This window comes from Fibrella aquatilis (assembly GCF_017353255.1).
Classification (GTDB): Bacteria; Bacteroidota; Bacteroidia; order Cytophagales; family Spirosomataceae; genus Fibrella; species Fibrella aquatilis.
In genome coordinates this window covers 1-22,555 of the sequence record NZ_JAFMYU010000027.1, presented here as the reverse complement: position 1 = coordinate 22,555, position 22,555 = coordinate 1, and the positions used below count along the sequence as shown (strand labels likewise).

The window sequence follows — 22,555 nt, the reverse complement described above, 5'->3', positions numbered from 1 at the left end:
TCAGAGACCAGTATGGCCTCTGACTTGGTTGGAAGTGGTGGCAAATATAGCGTAGACCACCGAAGAAACGCCCGACTTGCTACTTTACGGCCTCGAAGTGCGATGCCTGTTTGAGCGTCTTTTCATTGCCCGTTTCGGGATCGTTGTAGGTGTAATCGCCCACCTCAATTGCCAACCTTTTACCAACTAATTGGTTAGTATCAAGGTCTTTGTCGGCCTTCGCGTCAATACCTACTGCCCGGAAAAGCTCCAGCAGGATCGGCATACCAGCCGGTGAGGTATAGAAACGTTGATTGACAAACCCCTCTTCGTTTTCCATACGGCAGGCAAAGAAAGGCACCCCCTTGTACTCACTTGTTCCTTCATCGACGTGTGTAATTTCGACTTCATGGCGACCGTCTGGCAAGAATGCTTTGTCCAGCCCTTCTTCTACGTTAATTTTCATCAGCTTGTTGCGTTTTGCATTGTACTTTAGTAACACAATCTGGAGGGGCAGTGTTGGCGTTTTTATTGCGAATAATGCCTTTTTTCGTGCACCATGCCCTACGTAACCCCTGTTCAACAGTCTCTTTTCAGTAGCAAAATGCGTAACTGCCTGTTGTTCTGGGCCTTTCTGCTGGTAGCTGTATTGGGCTGGGCGCAACCACAGGCAACCGTGCCGACCTACCGTTTTGTGGTGGCGGATTTTCCGCCAAACACACCCCACGATGCCCAGCTTTTTGTGACGGGCAATTTCAACAAGTGGAACCCCGGTAACCCAGCTTACCAACTCAAACACCAACCCGACGGTACGTACACCATAGCCATCCAGACAAAGCTGGATAAGCTGGAATATAAGTTTACGCGGGGCGACTGGTCGTCGGTAGAGGGGCGCGAGAGTGGCAAAGCCCGTGTAAACAGGGTACTCTACCGGGCTGCAAGTGGCGTAGATCAGGAAATAGACGTTACGATTCAGTCGTGGGAAGACCTCTCCGGTACGTTCCATTTTTATTCGCTTTACGACCTTCTGATGCTTTTTGCGGCGTTTCAGGGGGTGTTGCTACTCATTGCTATTCCTGGCATTCAGAACAATAACCAGCCGGCCAACCGCTGGCTGAGTTTGTTGCTTGGGTTAACGTCAATAGTGATACTGGTGCGCACCGTGGCTGCCTACCGCGATGTAGCCCAGGCTTATACCAAACTGCTATTGCTGCCCGATTTTTTGCTGTTCCTGTACGGCCCCCTACTCTATATCTACCTCCGTAAGTTGCTTTTTAACACGGCCCGGCCTGCGTCGGGCTGGTGGCGGCATTTCGTCCCTGCCATTATACAGGCGCTGGTTTACATGCCGTTTCTGCTGACCGACAATAAGCTGCTACAACTTAAGATCGTGAACCGAGACCCGTGGCTACAGGCTGTTTTTCTGACGGTAGGTTTGCTGGCACTCGCCTACAACTGCTTCTATTGGTGGCTGTGCTGGCGGGCAGTACGTACCTATCAGGATCAGCATCAGATGAGCCAATCTACTGAACCACAGGTGCATTACCTCAATACGGTATTGGGCATCCTGGCAGTATGTCTGGGGCTGTGGGCCTTCTTTTTCGTGCTAATCGGCACTAGTAACCTGGCCGCCTTCGACACGATCTCGATTGCGGAAAAGTACGTCGACTTTATCTGGCTTACACTGTCTACTATCGTCTACCTGCTGGGCTACTACGCCATTCATCAGCCGGAACTGTTTAAACTACCCGATACAGAGCACCTTCCGCTGCTGGAAACTGCCCCGGTCTACCCGTTAGAGCCAGTACTCAATACCATTACCCATGTACCCCCTACTGCTACGCCCGCTTTGCTGACTACTGACGTCGATGATGCCCTACGTACCACCGAAGAGATCACAGCAACCAAGCGGCAGATTGACGTGTATATGCTCCGTCATAAGCCGTTCACCAACCCCAACTTAACCCTGGCCGAACTAGCCGCTAAGCTGAAAATGCCCCCACATGCGCTCTCGAAAGTGTTGAACGAAGGTTATGAGAAAAACTTTTTCGATTTCATCAACATGCACCGGATCGACGAACTGAAGATGCGGCTACACAACCCTCAGTTCCGCTCCTACACGCTGCTGAGTATGGCGTTGGAAGTAGGTTTCAATTCAAAAACAGCGTTTAATCGTTCCTTTAAGAAATTGACCAATCAAACACCCAGTGAGTACCTGAATGCTCATAGCGAACTGGAAAAATTGGAAGCGTAATCCAATAATTTTCGCCATTGCGTGCTTCCCTGCGTACCGTTTTCTTAAAATGGTACGCGTTTTTTTTACGTAAATCTCTGACAATCAACATAATATGTCAAATCAATAGACAGAGAACAGTCATATACACTTACACAGAAACTGGAACGACTACTCATACCGATTAATAGTAATTTTGTAAGATAAAGTTGTCTGTGCCGCTTACGTCCAGGCAACTTCTTGTCACATTCAACCAATTAATCGATCACAAATGAAGAACCTCTTTATCAGCAGGTTTTTGGGAGCGTTGACGATAGACGTCAATTCGTTGGCGGCGTTCCTTCTACTTATCGTCCTCGGCACTGGCCGGGTGATGGCGCAGGACCAGACTATTACTGGTGTTGTTACCGAAACAGACGGCACACCCCTACCCGGTGTTACCGTAGCACTGAAAGGCACCTCACGCGGTGCCAACACCGACGCTACGGGCAACTACCGGATTATGGCCCCCGCCACCGGCACGCTGGTGTTTAGCTTCGTGGGCAAAACGCCACAGGAGGTACCCGTTGGCGGCAAAACAGTAGTGAACATTACCTTGGCCGATGACTCGAAGAGCCTTCAGGAGGTAGTTGTGACCGGCTATGGTACGCAGCGCCGCAAAGACCTGACTGGTTCTATTGCCGCCATCTCATCCGAAGAATTTCAGAAGGGTAACATCGTAACCCCCGAACAGCTGATTACGGGTAAACTGGCTGGTGTGGCCATCACACCGCCAAGTGGTCAGCCAGGTGGTACTAGCCAAATCCGTATTCGGGGTGGTTCGTCGCTCAACGCCAGCAATGATCCGCTCGTGGTGATCGACAACGTACCCGTCGACAACACGAACGTTTCAGGTGCAGCCAACGCACTTAGCCTGATAAACCCCAATGATATTGAGACATTTACGGTGTTGAAAGATGCCTCGGCAGCGGCCATCTACGGTGCTCGGGCAGCCAACGGCGTCATTCTGATCACGACCAAACGGGGTGCATCGGGTGCTCCGCGTATTAGTTTTAGCACGTTGGGATCAGTGTCGCTGCTCACTAAAAAAGTGTCTGTTTTCAGCGCTGATGCCTACCGCGCTCTTATTAATGATACCTCGCCAGAAGCCAACTTCGCCACCGCCGATCAGCGCAAGCTGCTGGGCACAGCCAGCACCGACTGGCAGGATCAGATTTTCCAGGCGGGTATCAGCAGCGACAATAACCTCAGCGTGTCGGGGTCGATGAACAACATCCCCTACCGGCTTTCATACGGGTATACCACGCAAAATGGTATCTTGAAAACGTCGAACTTCCAGCGTAACTCGGTAGCCCTGAACTTGTCGCCGAAGTTTTTGAATAACAACCTGCGCGTTGACATCAGTGCCAAAGGTTCGATTATCAACAACCGCTTCGCCAACGAAGGTGCCATTGGTGCGGCGGCCGAGTTCGATCCTACCCGGCCCGTGTTTAGCGGCGTTGATACGTTCGGTGGTTTCTTCGAGTGGCTCGACCCCGCCACTGGTCGGCCCAATACGCTGGCCCCCCGCAACCCGCTTGGTCTACTCTACAACAAAGAAGATCGTAGCCAGGTAAACCGGTTCGTTGGTAATGTGCAACTCGACTATAAACTGCCCTTCCTGACTGGCTTGCGGGCTAACCTGAACCTGGCACTTGATGCCTCATCGTCGAAAGGTACGATTGTGATACCTTCCTACGCTGGTGAGCAGTATGCCCGGGGTGCCAACCGTCCCGGCATCACTGGCGATTTGAGCACCATCGGTGGCAGGAACAACCAGTATTCGCAGACGCGCACCAACAAAACGCTGGAGTTCTACCTGAACTACGCCAAAGACATCAAGTCGATCAACAGCCGGGTAGACGTAACGGGTGGTTATTCGTATCAGGATTTCATCCGCGATGAGCCTGCCTACGCTGACAATCTCTACGACGGTCGGCAGTTGAACCCGGCGGGTATTCCGTTCAATACGCAGTATACGCTGCTGGCTTTCTTTGGCCGCGCCAACTACACCTTCAACGAACGCTACACGGCCACGGCCACCATTCGTCGTGATGGTACGTCGCGTTTCGGGCAGGACGCCCGTTGGGGCTGGTTCCCATCGGTGGGGGCTGCGTGGAGCATTAAAGACGAGGCGTTCCTGAAGAATTCGACCACCATTTCGGCCCTGAAACTCCGGCTGGGTTATGGTGTAACGGGTCAGCAGGATTTGTCGGGTACGGGTGCCAGCAACTATGCCTACCTACCGCGCTACACAAGCTCGGACCCCACGGCGCAGTACCAGTTTGGCAATACCTTCTACCCCACCCTGCGGGCTGAAGGCTATGATGCCAACCTGAAGTGGGAACAGACCGAGTCGCTCAACGCCGCCGTCGACTACGCCCTGTTCAACGGCCGTATTTCGGGTAGCATTGACTTCTACGACAAGAAAACGAAAGATCTTCTGGCCGTTATTCCAGTGGCAGCAGGTTCTAACCTGACCAACCGGATTCTGACCAACGTAGGCAACCTGCAAAACCGGGGCGTTGAATTTACCATCAACACCACGCCTGTGAAGAAAGAAGACCTGAGTGTCGATGTGGGTTTCAACATCACCTACAACGAAAACAAGATCACCAACCTCTCGAAAGTACCTGACCCAAATAACATTGGCAACCAGACCGGCGACATTTCAGGCGGTACAGGCAATCAAATTCAGATTCAGTCGGTAGGATATCCAACTAACTCGTTTTTCGTAAACCAGCAGGTATACGGTGCCAATGGTCGTCCGCTGGAAGGCGTCTACGTAGATCGTAGCGTTGATGGCACGATCAACGTAAACGATCGCTACCGGTACCAAACGGCCAATCCTAAGCTATTCCTGGGCTTCACCTCGCAGGTGACGGCCGGTCGGTTCTCAGGTGGATTTGTGCTGCGGGGCAACTTCGGCAACTACGTCTATAACAACCTACAGTCTAGATTAGGTACCTACCAAACCCTGGTGAATTCGTTTGGTTACCTGGCCAACGGGTCGACCAACGTGCTCGATACGCGCTTCCGCAACCAGCAGTTTTTCTCTGACTATTATGTTCAGAACGCTGCCTTTGTGCGCATGGACAACCTGAATCTGGGCTACAATTTCGGCAATGTGTTTGGTGGCCGGTCGAACCTGCGGGCTTCGGCAACGGTACAAAACGTATTCGTTATTACGAAATACACCGGCATCGACCCCGAAATTTCGAATGGCATCGACAACAACTTCTACCCCCGCCCGCGTACGTTCTCGGTAGGTCTCAATCTTGATCTTTAATCAACGAACAAACCATGTTTAAATCAACCATTAAAGTAGGCTTGCTTGCCGCTACCCTCGCCACTGTGTCGGCCTGTGTCGGTGACCTCGACCGTACGCCTAAATACGATGTCACGTCGGCATCGGTCTACGCCAACCCGGCCAACTACAAAAGTGTGCTGGCCAAACTCTACGCCATCCTGTCGGTGAGCGGGCAGCAGGGTCCTGCGGGTAAGCCCGACATTTCAGGCATCGACGAGGGTACCTCCAACTACATGCGTCTGCTGTGGAAGTTGCAGGAGTTACCAACCGACGAAGCCAAGATTGCCTGGAACGACGCCACCATCCAGGACATCAACAAGATCACCTGGTCGTCGAGCGATGGGTTTATTACGGCCATGTACAACCGGATCTACTACATGGTGTCGCTCTCGAACGAGTTCATCCGCGAAACGTCGGATGGTAAACTGAGCGAGCGGGGTATCAGCGGGCAGGCAGCTACCGACGCCAAGGCCTACCGCGCCGAAGCCCGCTTCCTGCGTGCCCTGGCCTATTTCCACGCCATCGACATGTTTGGGGCGGTACCTTTCGTAACCGAAGTCGACGCGCCGGGTTCATTCCTGCCCAAGCAGGTTAGCCGGGCTGAATTGTTCACGTACGTAGAGAGCGAACTGAAAGCTATCGAAACCGAACTGGCAGCACCCAAAGCTGGTGAGTACGGCCGCGCCGACCGCGCTGCTGCACAGGCATTGCTGGCCCGCATGTACCTCAACGCACAGGTGTATACGGGTACGGCCCGCTACACCGACGCTGTTGCCTACGCCAAAAAAGTAATCGATGGTGGTGCCTATAAGCTGGATGCCAGCTACGCCAACCTGTTTTTGGCCGACAATAACAACTCGCCGGAGATCATCTTCCCGATCACCTTCGATGGTACCCGTACGCAAACCTACGGCGGCATGACCTTCCTGGTACACGCAGCCGTGGGCGGCAGCATGTCGCCCTCAACCTTTGGCGTAAATGGTGGCTGGGGGGGTATTCGGTCTACCAAAAACCTAACCGACCAATTCCCCGACGTAACGGCCACCGCCGACAAGCGGGGCTTGTTTTACACAGACGGGCAGGATCAGGACATTAGTAACCTGGGCGATTTCACCAAGGGTATTCCGTCAACGAAATATAAGAACGTAACCTCGGCTGGTAAGCCTGGTTCGTCAGACACCTTCGTAGATACCGATTTCCCCCTTATTCGCCTGGGCGACATGTACCTGACCTATGCCGAAGCCGTGTTGCGCGGCGGCACGGGCGGTGACCTGACCACGGCGCTCAGCTACGTAAACCTGCTGCGTACCCGTGCTAAAGCAGCCCCGCTGACATCGCTTAACCTCGAACAGATCTTGCAGGAACGCGCGCGCGAACTGTACTGGGAAGGCTACCGCCGTACCGACCTCATCCGTTACGACCGGTTTGCGGGGGGGACCTACCTTTGGCCCTGGAAAGGTGGCGTGAAAGAAGGCCGTGCCATCGACGCCAAGTTCAACCTGTATCCCATTCCATCGACTGACCTGGTGGCTAACCCATCGTTGAAACAGAATACTGGCTATTAATCAACAAACCAATGTTTAAACACCTACAAAAGTTAGCCCTGTTTGGCGTTGCCCTGGGGCTACTGGCTTCCTGCGAAAAAGAAGGCATAAATCCTGTTCTGGACACGACGGCCATTCCCGTTGTGAGCGTGTCGGCACCAACGGTGGTGCTCACCAAAGAAAACGGCGATAAGGGTACCGATGCCCTCACCGTAAACTGGTCGAAGCCAAACTACGGTTTCGATGCCCCCGCCAACTACACCCTGATGGTCGACAAAAAGGGCGGTGATTTCTCGAAAGCCGTGTCTATCAACCTCGGCACGGCCTCGACCAAGACGTTTAAAACGGCTGAACTAAATAAGCTGATCCTGGGCCTGGGCATTGCCCCCGCCGCCACCGCCGACCTCGACATGAAAGTGATGTCGGCATTGGGGGGCAGCACCGTGCTGTCGTCGGCACTGGCTACTGTTAAAGCCACTACCTACCTTGATAAGCTCGACCTGAGCACGATCTGGGGCGTGGTGGGCAGCGCCACGGCCAATAGCTGGGATGGCCCGGACCAACCGTTCTACAAAACGGCCAACCCCAACGAGATTGTGGCATACGTTGGCCTGAAAGATGGTGAGATCAAGTTCCGCCAGAATAATAAGTGGGACGTGAACCTGGGCGGCACACCCGCCAAGCTCACCCTCAACGGCGACAACATTGCTGTGAAAGCGGGGACGTACAAAATTACACTCAACCCCACGGTGCTTACTTACAAGATTGAACCCTTTACCTGGGGTGTGGTGGGTGCCGCTACGGCTAACGGCTGGAACGGACCCGATCAACCGTTTATGTACGATGCCTCCACCGATCAGTGGCGGGCTATTGTAAGCCTGAAAGCCGACGAGTTCAAATTCCGCCAGAATAACGACTGGGCGGTGAATTTTGGTGGTGGTGCCGGTAAGCTAGTCTCAGCTGGCGACAACCTCAAAGTGGCCGCAGCTGGCCTGTACCTGATTACCGCCGATTTCAACAAGCTGACCTACAAAGTTGAACCCTACAATAGCTGGGGTATTGTGGGTAGCGCTACTCCCAAAGGCTGGGACGGCCCCGACGTGAACCTCATGCCCGACTTTGCCAATGAAGGCGTTTACTTTGCTAACGGCGTGAAGCTGGTGGATGGCGACATCAAATTCCGCCAGAACAACAAGTGGGACGTGGAATACGGCGGAGCCAACGGAGCACTGGTAGCCAAGGGTGCCAACATCGCTGTGAAAGCTGGCACCTACGACGTGAAGTTCGATCTGAGTACCAACAAATACACACTGACGAAGAAATAGACATTCTTCGTCCGATTGCACAAAGAGGCCCGGCTAGAAGTAGCCGGGCCTTTTTTATTACAAATCGCACTTAAACGAAGGTCGTGCCAGTCGCGTAGCGACGTAATGTTTGTAGCCCGCAGGGATGGATGGGCCAGGTATGGGCAGCGTGCCGTAGGTACGCTACAACACAGGCGGGGTGGTCTCGTACCTACGGCACGCTGCCCATACGGTGCTCATCTACCCCTGCGGGCTACAAACATTACGTCGCTAACGCGACTAGCACGGCACAATTGCAGTAATGAATAGCTGGTTTAAGGTAAGAACCTTGAAAGAATTTACTGAGTACGTACGTTAACATCAAACCGACCGTTGGTAACAGAGACCGTTTTGCCATCAAGCGTTGCTGCTTGGAACTCAAACGTACCGGCTACTACGCCAGTGATAGTGTCAGCTTTGGTGAGGCTAATCCAGCCAGTATACTTAGACGAGGTAGCATATACGTCACCCTCGCTTGACTCATATAACCCATAGTCCTTTGGGTTAAGCGCAGCGTATAGCGCTGCTGGGACAGAGCCAGGGTTTTGGTTTAAAGCGTGGTTGCCAAGCTTGTAATTGTTCAGGTATAGTGAGAGGCGCTTTTTGTCTTGTGAATAACAGCGGACATTAATCCCTAATCTGAGCGGATTATACATCTGAAGAAACCCTCCGTTCACTGGTTTTATGCCCGAAAATGGCTTACCCCCATCGGGTATATACGCTTTGCCATCAATAAGACAGCCCAGCGTATTTTGCCCTGTCTGTGTACTTTGAGGCAGGGGGTCTTCCTTCTGACAAGTGCTGAAGAGCAAGACCGTAGCAATGAGCAACAAGTTGGTTAGCTGATTCATAGACGGTTGGTATGACGTTGTGCATAACGAATGTCGGGGGTTCAAGCCAATGAAAAACCGCGTATGTAAAATAGTTATTCTGCGAATAAATTGTCTGTTAAGCACCAAGGTGCTCCTGCGGAGTCGGCTTCGCGCTGTAGGTTGCTGACGCTTGGCCCCTCGACTGCGCTCGGGGTGACAGGGCATTATAACAAGTTCTTGAGTTGATTCAAGTTTGTTGTCACCCCGAGCGCAGTCGAGGGGCCGGGCGTCAGCCCACTACAGCGCGAAGCCAGCCCGCAGGATAATCTTGTCACCAAGCCACAACAAAAAAGCCCCGTCTGCATCCAGACGGGGCTTTCACTAAACGAATCAATCCATCCTTACCGGATATCCATCTCAAACGGCAACCGGGCCTGCACGCCGTTTTGCAGGGTTTGCAGCTTTTTGATCTGCTTTACATATGGTGCTAGCGGACCCAGCGCGGCTTGAACCCGGCTGTTGTTATCGTCGTCGCCACCGCCGAAATACTTCATGATCTTCTTGAACGAATCTTCCTGCGTGGGCAGGTAGCGGAGACGGTAGTCGCCGTCTTTCAGTTTGGCTTCGGAAGCGGCCACTTTCACGGCCTCGTCCAGCCCGCCAAGCTGATCTACCAGGCCAATGGCTTTGCCCTGCGTACCCGTCCAGACGCGCCCACCGGCAATGGCCCGTACGCTGTCGATAGGCAGTTTGCGGCCATCGGCTACTTTTTTGGTGAAGCCCGCATAAATACGTTCTACGCCGTTCTGAAGCACTTTCTTGTCGAAATCCGTGAGCGGACGGGTACCGCTGGGGAAGTCGGCGTGGGGGTTGGTGAGCACCCGGTCGAAGGTGATGCCGAGCTTGTCTTTAAACAGATCCTGGGTGTTGAACAGCAGGGCAAACACGCCGATAGACCCCGTAATGGTGTTGGGCTGCGCCACAATCTTGTTACAGCCCATGGCCATGTAATACCCACCCGAAGCGGCATAGTCGGAGAACGACGCCACAATGGGTTTCACCTTCCGGGTAAGCTGCACCTCGCGCCACATCACGTCGGAGGCCAGGGCACTACCCCCGCCCGAGTTGATGCGCAGCACAATGGCTTTGATATTATCGTTCAGCCGCGCCTTCCTGATCTCGCCCGCAATTTTGTCAGAGCCAATGCTATTGTCGTCGCCGTCGCCGGTGTTGATATCGCCCGATGCAATGATCACGGCGATCCGGTTGCTACTGAGCGCTTTGTCTTCGTCGTCACCTTCCTTATCATCTTCGCCGTCTGACTTGGCGTTTTTGTATTTCGACAGACCCACGAAATTGACCTTCTTTTTGTCACCCAGACCCAGCCGCGTTTTCATGTCGCCGTCTACTTCGTCATAATACCCCAGGTTCGTTACCAGCTTCGTGCGCAGGGCATCGGCGGGGTGCTGAATGGTGAGGTTATCGGCAAAGCGGCGGAGCGAATCGACGGTGATACTCCGGCTTTTGGATACGCCCGTCAGGAAGTGGTTGTTGATCGAGTTAAGGAACGAGCCATATTGCCGCCGGTTGGGTTCGCTCATGTCTTCGCGCAGAAACGGTTCCACGGCGCTCTTGTACTCACCCACGCGGAAGATTTCGGGTTTCAGGCCCAGCTTATCCAGGGTGCCTTTAAAGAACGACAGTTCGGCGCTGATGCCGTTCCATTCCATGTCGCCGGCGGGGTTGAGGTAGATTTTATCGGCCACCGAGGCGATGTAATAGGCCTTCTCGGTCATGCCCTCTGCATAGGCGTACACGAACTTTTTCGACGATTTAAAGTCGATCAGCGCATTGCGCACTTCTTCCAGCGTGGCCCAACCCGCCTGCGGGCTTTTAGCTTCAATATACACGCCGCGAATATTATCGTCGTTTTTAGCCCGCTTCAATACTTCCTTAATGTCAATCAGGCCCATGGCACTTTCCGGACCGCTGCCGCCGCCAAACCGGGCAAACGGATTGTCGGCACTGCGTTCCTGAATGGGTTCATTCAATTCCAGCTTCAGTACTGACTTAGACTCAATTTTAGTTTCGCCCTTGGAAGACGATGCCGCACCGATAATACCGGCAAAGATGATAACGCTGAGCAGGCTGAAAACAAAGAGACCAACCAGCACGGCCAATAAGAATTTCAAGAATTGTCGCATAACTCGTTTGCGTGAAATATATAGTTACTCAAAAATAATGGCCTACCCGCCGAGGTAAGCCATTATTAGGTTGAATGCGCGAAATAGGGGATGAATGGGGAAAGGGTAGTTTAAAGTCTAAAGTTCAAGGTTCAGAGTTGGCTGACGCAAGAATTGCTAACACGTCAGCCAACTTTGAACCTTGAACTTTAGACTTTAAACTCGCTTACAACGCCTTGTAATCTTCCATCGACGTGCGGATGACTTCAAAAGCTTCTTCGCGGCCGTAGATGCTGGCCAATTCCATGACCGAGGGTTGGTCGGGCAGGTTTTTGTAGGTCAGGAAGTAGTGTTGCAGACGGTCAACCACGCTTTCGGGCAGTTGGTCCAGATCAGTGTAGGCTTCGTACATGGCGTCACCTTTGAGCACGGCAATAATCTTGTCGTCGGCCTCGCCCTTGTCGATCAGGCGGAAACCACCAATGGGCCGGGCCTGCAACAGGATGTCGCCGTGGGTGATGGTGTGTTCGCTCAGTACGCAGATATCGAGCGGGTCACCGTCACCTTCGGCAATGTGCCGACCGGTTTTGTCGGTAGCCAGTTGCGCCACACCGGCTCCGCAATAGGTCTGCGGAATGAAGCCATACAAGGCCGGAATGAAGTTGGAATACTTCTGCGGACGGTCAATTTTCAGATAGCCCGTTTGCTTGTCGATCTCGTACTTCACCGTGTCTGACGGGACAATTTCAATAAAGGCCGTGAGCAGTTCGGGTGCCGCGTCGCCGGGGGTGATACCGTGCCAGGGGTGGGCTTTAAACTGGGCCTTAACGGTAGTTTCAATTTCTTTGGTTGAGAATTCAGCCTGCATAATTCGAGTTTGATAAAATTGTACTATTCGTCGAAACACACGCTCCGTCTAAAACGACGTATCCCGGCTTTCGACAACGGCTCGTGGGTGATACTCAACCGCAAACGATGCCATCGGAAAGGCCGGGATAACCGGGTCGGTGTGCTTACTGACTAGATAACACAAAGATAACCGGTTGGTTAGATCAAACCGTCACTACGTCCTGAAAACCTATCTTTCGGGCTATTTGGTATTCAGTGGTCTTGTTTGTTGCCTGCCGAATGTATAGCTCGGCCAGGAAGCCCGCCAGAAACAGTTGCACCCCCAGAATGATGGCCACGAGGGCAAAGTAAAACAAGGGATTATCGGTCGCGTTGCGGTAGCGTAATCCCTGGTAAATATTGTACAATTTCTGGCCAACGATAGTCAGCGCCATCATCGTTCCGAGGAAAAAGGACAGCGTTCCCAGCCCGCCGAAGAAGTGCATAGGCCGCTTGCTGAACTTATGCACGAAGGCAATCACGAGCATGTCGAGAAAGCCATTGACGAACCGTTCCAGCCCGAATTTGGTGGTGCCGTATTTGCGGGCACGGTGCTGCACCACCTTCTCGCCAATGCGACCAAAGCCGTTCCAGTTTGCCACAATCGGGATGTTGCGGTGCATATCGCCGTAGAGGTTCAGCGACTTCACTACCTCCTGCCGGTAGGCTTTCAGGCCGCAGTTGAAATCGTGGAGTTTCACGCCCGAAATCCAGCGTGCTACCCCATTAAAGAGCTTGGTGGGCAGGGTTTTGGTGATGGGGTCATACCGCTTTTGCTTCCAGCCCGACACCAGGTCGTAGCCGTCTTCGGTAATCATTTTATAGAGGCCGGGAATCTCGTCGGGGCTGTCCTGTAAGTCGGCATCCATCGTGATCACGACCTCGCCCCGGGCGGCCTGAAACCCCGTTTGCAGGGCAGCCGTCTTCCCCGAATTACGCGCAAACCGGATGCCCCGCACGTGCTGATTGATCGTGGCAAGATGCTCGATCACCGCCCACGACTGGTCGGTGCTGCCATCGTCCACGAAGATCAGTTCGTAGGAATAGTTATGTTCAGTCACCACCCGCACAATCCAGTCGTGGAGTTCGGGCAGCGATTCGTCTTCGTTATAAAGCGGTATGAGGAGGGTGAGTTGCATGCGCTTCTTGAATGTACAATGAACAATGCACAATGTACAATGGTGCTACGTAAGCCAGATTGCAGGCGCGAAGCTACTCCAAAGGCCTCATTGTGCATTGTTCATTGTGCATTGTGCATTTTTCTCGCTGGAAGATTTCAGAATACCAGATAATAGGGTTGCAGCAGGCGGCGAAAATCGGGGGTGTAGGTTTGGCCGTCGTGTTCGCGGATAGACAGCTCGGCAATTTGTGGGGCGGCGGCTTCGGCAAAGCGGAACTCGGTCAGGTGCCGGAACACGGGCTTCTGAGGCTGATGGCGCAGATAAAGTTGCCGCACGGGTTGTAAACCGACTTTCTGGGCTAGTGTCACCAGCCGGTCGGATTCTGGCGGGGGCAGCAGTACCCACCACGCGCCGTCTTGTTTGAGTAACCGATGAACCACCCTAATCAGATCAGGAAATGGCAGCTCGTCGCTGTGCAGGGCACGATTTACGGCCGCGTCGGGTGAACGCAGGGAGTTAGTATAGAACGGCGGATTGGTCAGGATATGGTCGTAGAACTGAGCAGGCATGGTGTCGGCAAATGCCTGAATGCTTGCTTGTGCCACAGTGACCCGGTTGGCAAACGGGCTGTTCATCACATTGTCACACGCCTGCTGAGCAGCATCAGCATCCAGCTCTACGGCATCAATCCGGGCATCGGCATTGCGTTGGGCCACCATGAGCGCCAGCAGTCCCGTTCCAGTGCCAATGTCCAGCAGCCTGATGCCCGTTGCCACCCCGCTCCATGCCCCCAGCACACAGGCATCCGTGCAGACTTTCATAGCCGCCCGCTCCTGCTGAATGGTGAATTGTTTAAACCGAAACATAGAACAAGTTTTCTGTCTTTAAAAGGTTGTCTTCTGTTGGCTGACGCGCCAGCATCTCTCGCGTCAGCCAACAGAAGACAACCTTTTAAAGACAGAAGACTCACTTTTTCTTCTCTTTGTGCTTTTTACGCCAATACGCAATGTCGGCGGTGAGGTTTTCGAGGTAGAACGACGGGCCGATAGAGATGTAAAACCCGCTATAATTGACCTGACTTTCAGGGATATCCCGTTTCAGCGTGAACCGATACCCACCCAGAATATTGAAGCCTGTCCAGTGCAGGGGTCGAAACCACTTCAGGGCCGGAAACTGATACGAGAGCGACAGCCCCGCCCCTGCCGGGATAAACACGCCCCGTGCCTCTTCGCCTTCCAGCGTCTGGTCACTCACCCGATTATATCGCGAATGCCCGTAGCCAATCTCCAACGGCACACTCACTTCAATGGCCTTTTTGCGGTACAGATACGGCTCGAAAAAGAGCGTGGCAATGCGCAGATGCCGGGTTATGGCCTCAGACGTGTTGGGCAACAGCCCCGGCCGGTTCAGCGTCTGGTTGACGAAGTAAAAACCACCGCCTGCCTTAAACGCCGCCCGCATACCACCGGCTTCCTGCCGTTCGGGGTGCCGCACGGGATATAAAAACCCTGCCCGCAAACCGTATACGCTTACCGGCACCCGCCTGCCATTGTCGTTGCGGGTGTCGCCAAAAAAGAAAAAACGCTGATCGGTAGAGGCCGTAAACGTGAGCGCGTGGGGCTTGCCTACACGCGCCCTGACCGAATCAGGCGAAGCGCCAGCCGTGGTGGAGAGTTGTGTTGGCTTATCGAGTTCAACCTTGGCCTGCGCCCTCACCGTCGACCCACACCCTAAGCCCATCAATACCAGTAAACAAATACACCATACCCGATTCATAGTTTTCGTAAACGTTGGAAATCATATAACCGGCAAGTGACGCAATGGTTAACACGCCCCTCGAAGCGCTCACTGAACACACCGAAAGCCGGTATGTGATAAGCCCGTATCCGGACTTGCTTTCATGCGGGCCGACGACCGGTAGCTGCTGCAATACGAGTCGTTGCAGAGAAACGAGCCGCCCCGTTGCACCCGTTTAGGTACCGTGGGGTCCTGTGGGTCATAGGGTTGCGCAGGGCCTTTAGGATTAATGCTTTCCTGGGTCTGGTAATAATCGGCTCCATACCAGTCGGCGCACCATTCCCAGACATTGCCCGCCATATCGTAAAGCCCGTAGCCGTTGGGGGCGAAGGATTTCACCGGTGCGGCACCGTAGAAACCATCCCAGCGTGTGTTCTGATCCGGGAAATGGCCCTGCCAGCTATTGGCTTTGGGGGTACCGGCCTCAACCGGTTCGTTGCCCCATGGATATAGGGCGTTGGTGCGCCCACCACGTCCCGCCCACTCCCACTCGGCTTCGGTAGGCAGGCGTTTGCCCGCCCAGGTAGCGTAGGCCTGCGCATCGTCCCAGGAGACCTGCACCACGGGGTAGTTGTCTTTACTGACAATAGAACTACCCGGCCCGTCGGGATGCCGCCAGTTGGCGCCGGCTACCCACTGCCACCATTGGCTGTAATCTGTCAGGGAGACGGCCTGCGAAGGAGATTTAAACACTAATGAGCTGGCAACCAGTAGTTTTTCGTCGGGGTGGGGCGTACCTGGGGGCAGTTGCTTGCGGAGTTCTTCCCAGTCTGGTTTACGTTCGGCGGTGGTGACGTAGCCGGTGGCTTTCACAAACCGGGCAAACTGCGCGTTGGTCACTTCGGTGGCATCCATCCAGAAGCTATCTACCTGCACCTGATGCTTCGGGTATTCGTCGGGTCGGCCCTGTTGCCCATCGGCCCCCATCGCATATTGACCCGCCGGGATACGCACCATGCCAGTATGATCAATATTGGCCGACCGGTTGGGTGAGCAGGCCTGAAAAGTGCCGATCAAGCCAATGAATAGGTAAAGCCGTGGCGCAGGCATTGTCATAAGCAGCTTTGACAATTCTTATTTACGGATTACTGGCTAGTAATGCGCGGGCTTCTTTATCGTTGTATTTGTCAATTTCCTGCGTGAGTCGACGCTTCAAATCGGCCGTTATTGTTTCATAACCTTTGGCACCGTATAAATTATGCAGGTTGTGCGGATCCTGTTTGATATCATACAGTTCCCAGAAATCTTTTGGCCCATAAAACCGGGCTAACGTATACTGCTCCGTTCGGATGCCGAAATGTGGATAAACGTGGTGGGGCTGCGGAAATTCGTAGTAATGGTAATAGGCTTCTTTACGCCAGTTGGTCTTTGCTCCGGTAAGCAGCGGCAGGAACGATTTACCCTGAATATAGCCCGGAATAGCCGTTCCGGTCAGGCTGAGTAGCGTTGGTGCCCAGTCGATATTGGAAATTAACTGGTTAATGTGGGTGTGCGGTTTTATGACACCGGGATACCGGATAACAAACGGTGTCTTAAGCGATTCTTCGTAAATAAATCGCTTATCGAACCAGCCATGTTCACCTAAATAAAAACCCTGATCAGAGGCATACACGATCACGGTATTTTTCGCCAGTCCCGTTTTGTCCAGGTAATTCAGCAACTCGCCAATGTTGCGATCCAGTGAATTGGCTACGGATAAATAATCTTTCAGATAACGCTGGTATTTCCACTCGACAAGGGCCTTTCCACTGAGTTTCTTTTCATCAAATTCGCGGCTGATTCGATCATAATAGGCAGCGAATATCTTTTTCTGGTCAGCAGTCAAGCGCTGATAAGCGCCCTGCTTTCTGGAATCGATGGGGGGCTGGGCCGTGGGACCATCGCTGTTGAAGTCGACGTGTACTTTCAGGTCTTCTTTCAGGCGCATGGTCTTGTCGATGGTCATGTCCTGATCCTGCGCCGCCAGCCGACCCTTGTAGTCATCGTAGAAGGTGGCGGGTAGCGGAAACGTCACCTTGTCGTAAGCCCCCAGGTCCGGCAGGTCGGGCAGCCACTCCCGGTGCGTTGCTTTATGCCCCACCACCAGAAAAAACGGCTTGGCCGGATCGCGCTGCCCCAGCCAGTCGAGCGACAGCTTGGTGATCACGTTTGTCACGTACCCAGGGTACTGCACGGTGTCTTTCTTCGAGTTGACAAACAGCGAATTGTAATAATGCCCATGCCCGGGCAGCACGTTCATGTAGTCGAACCCTTTGGGCAGATCACCCAGATGCAGCTTGCCAATCCAGGCCGTCTGGTACCCATTTTTTTGCAATTCTTCTGGGAACACCGACTGCCGAACGTCGAATACTTTCTCGTTGAGTTTATAGCCGTTCACGTGGCTGAACTGCCCCGTAAGCAAGGTGGCCCGGCTGGGTCCGCAAATAGAATTGGTGACGATGTTGGTATGCAGCATCGCTCCTTCGTTGGCAATCCGGTCAATGTTGGGCGTTCGGGCCAGTTTGCTCCCATAGGCGCTGATGGCCTGATGGGTGTGGTCGTCTGAAAAGATAAAGATGATGTTGGGTAGTACGGCCTTCCGATGGGCGGCGGGCGGGGGTGTGGCCGGTTGCGGGGGTATGTAGCCGATGACGATCAGCAGGAGAACGGGCAGGCCAATCAGAATCTTTATGGAGTTAATCATACCGTTGTTGAGATGCGTTTACGTCATAAACTCGTTTCCCGGACGTGAATCGTGCTTTGCCGCAGCCGCAGGTAGGTACCATCGCGACCCGAAAACGAAGCCCGGATCTCAGCCGCCAGCGACAGCGCAATCTCTTCGGGCGAAACCGCGCCAATGTCCAGGCCCACGGGGGCATGAATACGCACCATGTCAGCGTCGGCAATGGGGTGGCCTTCGTCGGCGAGTTCGGCCCAGATGCGTTCCGACCGTACCCGTGGCCCCAGCATACCGATGTAAGGCGCCGACGTAGCCACCACGGTGGGCAGGTTGGTCTTGTCGGTTTTGTAATCGTGCGACATCAGTACTACGGCCGTATGCTCGTCGATGACGATGTCGGAAAACTGTTCAGGCACCACGATGGCATCCACCAGTTCGGCAATCTTCCGGTTGACTTTCAGCGGATTAGCTACCACTGTGATCCGCCAGCCGAGTTCTTTCACCAGCCGCGTGAGGGGATACACGTCGTATTGATGCCCCCACAACACCAAATGGATTTCGGGCGACAGTATTTCCACAAACGCCTCCAGCACCTCGCCCGCCAGGCCCGTAAACCGGAACGGAGCCGACACGCCTTTAGCAATCCGCTGCTGTACTTTTTCGTCCAGTTGCGCCTGAATAGCGGCATTATCAAGTCCAGCCAGGCTATCAGCCGATACGTACCGGATCACGTCGCCTTCCTTACTGGTTGGCCAGCTACCTTTCAGGCCAGTGATGGTGATGAGGACGTGGGTTTGGCGGCGTTCGTTCATGCAGTGTTTAAGCACTTCGACGGGGTTATTAGGGTCATCAGGGTTCAGGGGCGTAAACAGCACGTCGATGATGCCGTTGCAGCCCAGGCCCACGCCAATCTGATGTTCATCGTCGGTGGTGGTGTCATACGTAATTTTCGAGGGGGTAGCTCGGGCAATAGCCAGCCGGGCGCGGTTGAGGGCGTCACCTTCCAGACAGCCGCCGCTGATGCCGCCAATCCAGACGCCGTTGCTCAACACCAGCATCCGGGCACCGGTGCGCCGGTACGACGACCCCTCTACCCGCACCACCGTAGCCAGCGCCGCCTGCGTGGTGGCCCAGTCGATCTGGTCATAGCCGGCAATGATTGCTTTTATCTCTTTCATACCTTCATGTACTTGGCAGGGTTGGCATCAAACTTCACCTTGCAGCCGTCACAACAGAAGTAAACGGCCTCTCCTTTATACGCAACAACGTGTTTGGGGGCCGTCTTGTCTACAGGAATACCACAAACAGGGTTGATGTAAAATTTCTCCTCGCCGGTCAGGTTCTCCGGCAGGCTAGGCGGCGTGGACTGGCTCCTGATGGTCTGAATGATTTCGGCCAAAATGCTGATGGCTACCTCGTTGGGGGTGGCCGCTTTAATGTCCAGCCCGGCAGGGGTTTTGACCGTAGCCAGTTCATCTTCCGTCACCCCCGACTGCCGGAGGTAGGCAAACACGGCATCGCGCTTTTTGCGGCTCGCCACAAATGCCAGATACCGCAATGGGGCCTTCAGGGCGGCTTTCAGGGCCATTTCGTCCTGCTCACCCTGCGTGGCTACTACCACAAACGTGTGGTTGTTGATGGGCGTTTTCGACAGGCTGAACGCCATTTTGATCTCATCGACGCCCGCAAACGCCCCCTCCGGCACACCCATGGCCATCACCGTAACGCGGTAGTCGAGCAGTTTAGCCGTGGCCGCCACTGCCTGCGCAATGGCCGATTTACCCATGATAATGAGGTGCGTTTTGGGCATAACGGGTTCAATAAAAATGTCGACGCTCCCCCCGCTCTGGCAGGTCATTTTGTATGCCTTTACGCCTGTCTGCGGGGTCATATCGGGGTTGGGGCTTACCCGCACCAGGCGCGATTGCCCCTCCTGCATGGCCGCACTGGCTTCTTTCAGCATAATGCCTTTGGTGCAACCGCCGCCCACCCAGCCCCAAACATCACCTCGGCTGTCGATGATGGCGCGGTCGCCGGCATGGCCCGAACTGGGGGCTTCGCGCCAGACCACGGTGGCCGTGGCAAACAGCTCGTTTTGCTGACGGCGGTGGGCATATTGGGTTAAAAATTCGTCAAGCATGGGCTAAGATGGTTTCAAGTTCAAGTAAACTACGCAGGTTGTGGGCCGACCGAAATTCGTCGACGGAAGGCAGGGCGGCGGCCATGCCCCGCGCTGTGGGTTCGTAGCCCTGCATGCCTTTCAGCGGGTTGAGCCACACTACCTTTTTGGCCCGGCGCTGAATTTTCTGTAGCTGCCCGGCCAGTTTTTCCACGCTGCCGGTTTCCAGGCCGTCGCTCAGGATAATGACCGTGGGCGATCCATTCAGGGTTCGCTTGCCATACTGGTCGTAATACGTTTCCAGGCAGTCGCCAATTTTTGTCCCGCCCGACCAGTTGTCGGCCTGTTTGGCCAGCACGTCCAGCAGGGTTTCAATGCGGTTGGCCTGCACGGCTTTGCTGATGCGGATGAGCGTGGTGCTAAACACGAAGGCTTCCAGCTGCCGGAAGTGTTCGCGCAGGGCGAAGATGAACCGCAGCAGGTAAAAGCTGTATTTGTCCATCGACCCACTGACGTCGAGCAGGATCACGAGGCGTTGTTTTTTGGGGTTGCGCGCCTGCCGAAACAGGTCGAGCGGTTCGCCGCCGTAGCAGAGGCTCCGCCGGATGGTGCGCCGCAGGTTGATCTGCCCCGCTGTTTGGCTGGCTTTCATCCGGCGGCGGAGGCGCAGGGCTATTTCGTGGAAAAGCCGCTGGGCAAGGTCTTCCAGCTGCTTGGCTTCTACGGCGCTTACTTTGGAAAAGTCCGTTTGTTGCAGCCGCTCGGCCTCGTTGGCACCAGACACGCTCTTGGCTTCCTCCACGGCGTCGGTGTTGTTGCCCTGCCCCAGCATCACCAGGTGGCTGTTCGCCTTTTTATTAATCGACCCCTGAATGGTGGTTTTGTTCCGCTCTTCGTGCAGGTCAATCGGGTTGGTATCCCAGTACAAACTGAACAGCCGGTCGTAGAGCAGCCGTTCTTCAGGTGAGGTACAGAAGAGGGCTTTCAGCGAAAATTTTAATGATAATCGACTGACCAACAGCCCATTACCAGCCGCCAGCAGAGCCTCCTGCGTTTCCTGAATGCCCACGTTCAACCCGTGACTTCGCGCAAACTGGGCAAAGGCAACAATGGCCTCGGTCAGGCTATTCGTAGCGAACGCTTGCTGCTTCATGGTGTACCAGTCGGATATCATCGACCGATTTTAACAGGCTACCCATCGTCTGGCGGACGGCCTGCTGACTTAGTTCGCGATGCCCCAGCACCAGCAGCGATTCGGCCCAGTCGATGGTTTCTGAAATGCCGGGGGTTTTCAGCAGTTTCTGTTGCCGCAGGTCCTGCACAAACGCCACCACCTGCGTCAGCAACTGGGTTTCGATCTGAGGCAGTCGTTTCTGCACAATGGCCATTTCCTTTTCCAGGCTTGGGTAGTCGATCCAGTGGTAGAGGCACCGCCGTTTCAGGGCGTCGCTCAACTCGCGGGTGCGGTTGGAGGTCAGGATAATGTAGGGTTTGTGCGTGGCCCGGATCGTTCCCATTTCGGGAATACTGATCTGGAAGGCCGACAGCAGTTCGAGCAAAAACGCTTCAAACTCCTCATCCGACCGGTCCAGCTCATCAATCAGCAATACCGGCGATTGGCTCTCGTGCGTAATAGACTGTAGCAGTGGCCGCTTGAGCAGGTAGTCAGGTCCGAAAATATGTTTCTCCTTATCCCCCACCGACAGGCTGCTGCCCTCCTGAAGTTTGATGCCCAGCAGCTGCTTCTGGTAGTTCCATTCATAGACCGCCGCGTTCACGTCCAGCCCTTCGTAGCACTGCAACCGGATTAATGGTGTTTGCAATAACTCACTGACTACCAGCGCAATTTCGGTTTTACCAACCCCCGGTGGCCCCTCCAGCAGGAGGGGTTTGCGGAGCGCCAGCATCAGAAAAAGTGCCGTCGCCAACTCATCGTCGGCGACGTACCTGTGCGTCTCTAAAGCCGCGAGGATATCAGAAGAGTTTTTTAAGGAATCCACCAATACCCGTTGTTGATTCGTCTGTTGCACTCTCGGCAGTGGCGGCACCTGCGCTGGCTAACTTCTTTTTGAAATTGCCCACGAACTGATCGAACACCTGGTTCGAGACGTCGTTGATCAGCCGGGCGCCAAACTGCGCCAGCATCCCCGTAATGCTGATATCCATGGTAGCTTCCACATGGGTATGGCCGTCTACTTCTGTCAGCGTGGCGTTCATCAGCATCTCTGCCGAACCTTTGCCCTTACTGTCCAGGCCCAGGCCCTTGAGCGCCATTTTCTTATTGACCACATCACGCTCTACGAACGTAACGAGGCCATCGTAGCCCGCTTTCACGGGACCGAATTTTAGCCCGACATAGCCTTTGTAATTGTCGGCATCGACCTGCTCGGTCAGCGAAGCCCCCGGCACGCAATCCACGATTTCGGGCGGGTTGGTCAGCGTGGCCCAGACCAGGTCTATGGGCTGCTCAACATCAAATGATTTGGTAAGGTTGGTTGTCATGGGATTGGGGATTTTGGATTGGGGCG

General features: G+C 54.3%; 18 protein-coding genes. 4 read left to right on the top strand and 14 right to left on the bottom strand.

Annotated elements, in window-relative coordinates:
- Positions 1–79: 79 nt before the first annotated feature.
- The gene (locus J2I48_RS24170; RefSeq protein ID WP_207338090.1) at positions 80–445 is read right to left on the bottom strand and encodes a hypothetical protein; all 366 of its coding nucleotides are present in this window, start codon (positions 443–445) and stop codon (positions 80–82) included.
- Positions 446–538: 93 nt separating this feature from the next.
- On the opposite strand from J2I48_RS24170, the gene J2I48_RS24165 reads away from it, so the two are divergent.
- The 4 genes from J2I48_RS24165 to J2I48_RS24150 all read left to right on the top strand — a co-directional run bounded on the left by J2I48_RS24165 (position 539) and on the right by J2I48_RS24150 (position 8,430).
- Positions 539–2,233: a helix-turn-helix domain-containing protein gene (locus J2I48_RS24165; protein ID WP_229376753.1), complete on the top strand. Its 1,695-nt coding sequence runs from the start codon at positions 539–541 to the stop codon at positions 2,231–2,233.
- A gap of 250 nt (positions 2,234–2,483) precedes the next feature.
- Entirely contained in the window at positions 2,484–5,540 is a 3,057-nt protein-coding gene (locus J2I48_RS24160; RefSeq protein ID WP_207338089.1) for a SusC/RagA family TonB-linked outer membrane protein, read from the top strand.
- A gap of 14 nt (positions 5,541–5,554) precedes the next feature.
- Positions 5,555–7,126, top strand: coding sequence for a RagB/SusD family nutrient uptake outer membrane protein (locus J2I48_RS24155; RefSeq protein ID WP_207338088.1), 1,572 nt, complete (start codon positions 5,555–5,557; stop codon positions 7,124–7,126).
- Between the two features lie 11 nt (positions 7,127–7,137).
- Positions 7,138–8,430 carry a SusE domain-containing protein gene (locus tag J2I48_RS24150; RefSeq protein ID WP_207338087.1) on the top strand — a complete coding sequence of 431 codons (1,293 nt, stop codon included), beginning with the start codon at positions 7,138–7,140 and terminating at the stop codon, positions 8,428–8,430.
- A gap of 317 nt (positions 8,431–8,747) precedes the next feature.
- Here J2I48_RS24150 and J2I48_RS24145 read toward each other — a convergent pair whose 3' ends face one another.
- The 13 genes from J2I48_RS24145 to J2I48_RS24085 form a co-directional block, all read right to left on the bottom strand.
- The gene (locus tag J2I48_RS24145; RefSeq protein ID WP_207338086.1) at positions 8,748–9,299 is read right to left on the bottom strand and encodes a Riean_0653 family protein; all 552 of its coding nucleotides are present in this window, start codon (positions 9,297–9,299) and stop codon (positions 8,748–8,750) included.
- Positions 9,300–9,661: 362 nt separating this feature from the next.
- Positions 9,662–11,464, bottom strand: coding sequence for a signal peptide peptidase SppA (sppA, locus tag J2I48_RS24140; RefSeq protein ID WP_207338085.1), 1,803 nt, complete (start codon positions 11,462–11,464; stop codon positions 9,662–9,664).
- A gap of 205 nt (positions 11,465–11,669) precedes the next feature.
- Positions 11,670–12,311 (bottom strand): inorganic pyrophosphatase, encoded by a 642-nt coding sequence (locus J2I48_RS24135; RefSeq protein ID WP_207338084.1) that lies wholly within the window; start codon positions 12,309–12,311, stop codon positions 11,670–11,672.
- A gap of 184 nt (positions 12,312–12,495) precedes the next feature.
- Complete coding sequence (locus tag J2I48_RS24130) at positions 12,496–13,470, bottom strand: glycosyltransferase family 2 protein (RefSeq protein ID WP_207338083.1); 975 nt, start codon at positions 13,468–13,470, stop codon at positions 12,496–12,498.
- Between the two features lie 137 nt (positions 13,471–13,607).
- Positions 13,608–14,318, bottom strand: a complete 711-nt coding sequence (locus J2I48_RS24125; RefSeq protein ID WP_207338082.1) for a tRNA1(Val) (adenine(37)-N6)-methyltransferase — start codon at positions 14,316–14,318, stop codon at positions 13,608–13,610.
- 100 nt (positions 14,319–14,418) lie between these two features.
- A complete protein-coding gene (locus tag J2I48_RS24120) occupies positions 14,419–15,228 on the bottom strand; it encodes a hypothetical protein (protein WP_207338081.1) in 810 nt (269 codons plus the stop codon).
- Positions 15,229–15,297: 69 nt separating this feature from the next.
- The gene (locus J2I48_RS24115; protein WP_207338080.1) at positions 15,298–16,305 is read right to left on the bottom strand and encodes a formylglycine-generating enzyme family protein; all 1,008 of its coding nucleotides are present in this window, start codon (positions 16,303–16,305) and stop codon (positions 15,298–15,300) included.
- Positions 16,306–16,327: 22 nt separating this feature from the next.
- Complete coding sequence (locus J2I48_RS24110) at positions 16,328–17,932, bottom strand: sulfatase family protein (RefSeq protein ID WP_207338079.1); 1,605 nt, start codon at positions 17,930–17,932, stop codon at positions 16,328–16,330.
- Positions 17,933–17,955: 23 nt separating this feature from the next.
- A complete protein-coding gene (locus tag J2I48_RS24105) occupies positions 17,956–19,086 on the bottom strand; it encodes an XdhC family protein (protein WP_207338078.1) in 1,131 nt (376 codons plus the stop codon).
- Positions 19,083–20,048, bottom strand: coding sequence for an XdhC family protein (locus J2I48_RS24100; protein WP_207338077.1), 966 nt, complete (start codon positions 20,046–20,048; stop codon positions 19,083–19,085). Before J2I48_RS24100 ends, J2I48_RS24105 begins: the two co-directional genes overlap by 4 nt.
- Positions 20,041–21,180: a vWA domain-containing protein gene (locus J2I48_RS24095; RefSeq protein WP_207338076.1), complete on the bottom strand. Its 1,140-nt coding sequence runs from the start codon at positions 21,178–21,180 to the stop codon at positions 20,041–20,043. Before J2I48_RS24095 ends, J2I48_RS24100 begins: the two co-directional genes overlap by 8 nt.
- Positions 21,152–21,955, bottom strand: a complete 804-nt coding sequence (locus J2I48_RS24090; RefSeq protein WP_207338075.1) for an AAA family ATPase — start codon at positions 21,953–21,955, stop codon at positions 21,152–21,154. Before J2I48_RS24090 ends, J2I48_RS24095 begins: the two co-directional genes overlap by 29 nt.
- Before the next feature lie 46 nt (positions 21,956–22,001).
- Positions 22,002–22,529, bottom strand: coding sequence for an SRPBCC family protein (locus J2I48_RS24085; RefSeq protein WP_207338074.1), 528 nt, complete (start codon positions 22,527–22,529; stop codon positions 22,002–22,004).
- Positions 22,530–22,555: the final 26 nt, after the last annotated feature.